This is a genomic window from Candidatus Deferrimicrobiaceae bacterium (assembly GCA_035256765.1).
GTDB lineage: Bacteria > Desulfobacterota > Deferrimicrobia > Deferrimicrobiales > Deferrimicrobiaceae > CSP1-8.
Genome location: DATEXR010000026.1, coordinates 1 through 2,702 on the forward strand (window position 1 = coordinate 1; position 2,702 = coordinate 2,702).

General features: G+C 62.4%; 3 protein-coding genes. All 3 read right to left on the reverse strand.

Annotated elements, in window-relative coordinates; translation table 11 throughout:
* A partial coding sequence (locus VJ307_01030; protein HJX72709.1) for a hypothetical protein occupies positions 1 to 248 on the reverse strand: 248 nt, incomplete at its 3' end.
* Positions 245 to 2,260, reverse strand: coding sequence for a HEAT repeat domain-containing protein (locus tag VJ307_01035; protein ID HJX72710.1), 2,016 nt, complete (start codon positions 2,258 to 2,260; stop codon positions 245 to 247). The genes VJ307_01030 and VJ307_01035, both read right to left, overlap by 4 nt.
* Before the next feature lie 174 nt (positions 2,261 to 2,434).
* The coding region (locus tag VJ307_01040) for an MFS transporter (protein HJX72711.1) at positions 2,435 to 2,702 on the reverse strand (268 nt) is incomplete at its 5' end.

Here is a 2,702-nt window from a genome sequence, read left to right on the forward strand (position 1 = left end):
CGGATTTCCCCGAGAAGTTTCCGCAGCGCGGGGTTCATCTCCAGGAAGGGGAACTCGTCGACGACGAAGTGGTCGCCGATGATGCCGATGTGGAGCGTGCCGATGGAGGAGGTCATCTGGCCGATCCGTTTGTGCAGGCGCGCGAAAAGCTGTTGGATGCGCTGGTGGTTTTCGGGATAGATGGTCGCCGCCTGGATCGTCTGGGCGAGATCCTGGATCACGGCGAAATATTCCTGTCGGTCCTTCATAAGGGCTCCTTCCTGCTGAGCAGCAGGCCGTTGCAGTGGGATCGCACCGCGAACCTTCTGGCCTTCGCACCCCCTTGCAGGAAGGCGATGGCTTCGCTGCCGCCGATCCGGTACAGGGTGCTGGCCACGTCGATCCGCGTCTGGTCGATTTTTTTCGAGGAGAAAAACCCCTCTTGGAGGAGGATCTTCCCCAACTCCGGGACCGCTTCGGGAGCCCCCAGTTTCCCGATCGCCAGGATCGCCTCCCGTTTCACCCGGTGTTCGCGGTGCGAGGTGGCCTGCATCAGGGGTTCCAGGGCCTGCCGGTCGCCGACGTCCCCGAGGATGGTGCAGAGATTCCGCACGAAATACCATTTCGGGTGCGACATGCGCTTTCCCGCATCCGGGACGATGGCGGGCCCGAGTCTGACAAGAAACTTGATCAGGGCCCGCCGCCGGGAGGGGTCCGGTTCGATGAGCAGACGGTCAAGGAGCGGCGGCGCGGCGACCTCCCCGAATTTCGCCAGAAGGTTGTGGATCGTTTCGACGTCTTCCGGGGGAATATCCCCGGAAAGGGCAAGATCCGCGATCTGCCCGAAGTCGGTTTCCATGACGACGTCATGAACCCGGCCTCTCCAATCCTCCTGGATGGTTGTCACGAGCGATTCCAGCGTGGTCAGAACGGTGGAAAGGAGGGAGAAGTCCCGCAGGGAGATGAGGTTGGGGATGGCTTTCCGGGCATCCTCGAGGAGATCGAAAAACTCGGACTCCTTTGGCTCTTTCTCCAGCAGTTGAAGCAGAATCCGCAGGTTTCTCCCGCGGACCTCCCGCTCGTCGAACGACTTCTCAACCCCCAGGTCGTCGAGCGTTTTTTTCCCCAGTCTCATGAGGTACGGCTTGCGGAGGGAGGAAATATCCTCGAGGAAGTCCCGGTGATCGTCCCGGAGGTATCTCTCCTCGTCGCGGGAGAGGAGGAGCTTCTCGACCGCCTCCCACGTCTTCTGGGCATAATAATCCTTGACCCTCCGTTTCTCCCGGACCTGCTCCGTGACGCGGTGAAGGAGGGCATTCCCCGTATTGCGCTCGCCCGCCAGGATGCCGAAGGCCCTCCGGAGCCTGTCGCCTCCTTTGCCCTCCAGGGATACGAGGGTTGCGACAAGATCGAGGAATTCCTCGTCCGTGTGGCCCTCCACGAGGGACCGCGCGATGATCAGGTCGTTCGCGCTGCCTTCTGCCCCTCCTCCGGAGTCCGGCCATGCCATTCCGCTTCCCAGCGAGGATAGGATCTCCTTTCTCTTGTTTTTCGGGAGCGCTTTCACGTACATCGTGAGACGGCCCACGATGTTCTGCAGCACCTCCGCCGATATCGGCGATTTTGCGGCGTCGCTCTCCTGCCTGCTCTCCGCCTCCCGCGCCCGCCGAAGGATCGCTTTGAGGAGCGTCGGGGTATGGAGGAGATCCTCCATCATTTTCTCCTCCTTGCCCTTGTCCGTGAAGTCGGCTAGGAGGAGCATCCGCCAGAGGTCTCTCTCGCGGTTCTCGCTCTTGATGGGGGCGGGAGAATCCGAAAGCTTGCGGGACAGCAGTTCCTTGTAGTTGAACGGAGAAAGGGAAATTCCGGCGATTCCGCTCTCCCGCAGGAATTGTTCGGCGGAAACCTGCGTTTTCTCCTCCTGCGTTTCGTGGAGGAAACGGAACAGCGAAAGCAGACCTTCCGGGGTGACGGACGGCTCGAACCCCAACGTGGCTACCTGTCGGAGATAGAGGTTCTCCGTCAGGCGGGCGATGAGTTCCTGCCCTGCCCCGAGGAACTCGTTCCGGTAGAGGAACTTGTCGCGCGCGATCCCGAGATAAAGCCTCCCCTCGGGCTTTTCGGACAGACGGGCAAGAAGAGCGGCGTGAAATTCGCCCACCCGTTTGGAGAGAATCGGGTGGTCCGTCCCGTAGAGTCCGGCCCAGTGAAAGGTCTTCGCAAGGGCCAAGACCAGCGGCCCGATCGAAGGGCTCCCCTTTTCTGCGGTCTCACCCGTCATTCAATAAAGAATCTCATCTTGTTTCCCGGGAATCAAGGGGTTATACACCAGAGGGCGAAACGGGCGGGACGACCCCTCCGGGTTGCGCTTCCGACGAAAAGTCCGCCATCGTGGCGCCGCGCTTCGCCTCCCCCGCCGGGAACCATCGCGTTCGACGGACTCCTTGGGTCCCTCTTACCGTCTCCCGCCGGGCGATGCCGGGCCCGGGGACGGGGGAAAAAGGAGGACGAACGCGCCGATCGAGAGGGCGCATAATCCCCCGGCCACGGCAAACCCCGCGGCGAACCCGAAACGGGAGATCACCGCGCCGAGGGTCGCCGCCGAGACCGCGAATCCCCCGTAGATGCACGTGTTGTAGCCGCCCATGGCGAGCCCGCGGACCCGGGTGGGAACCGACTCGGACAGGACCGCGCCGATGACCGTGAACGCCGCCGCCATGGTT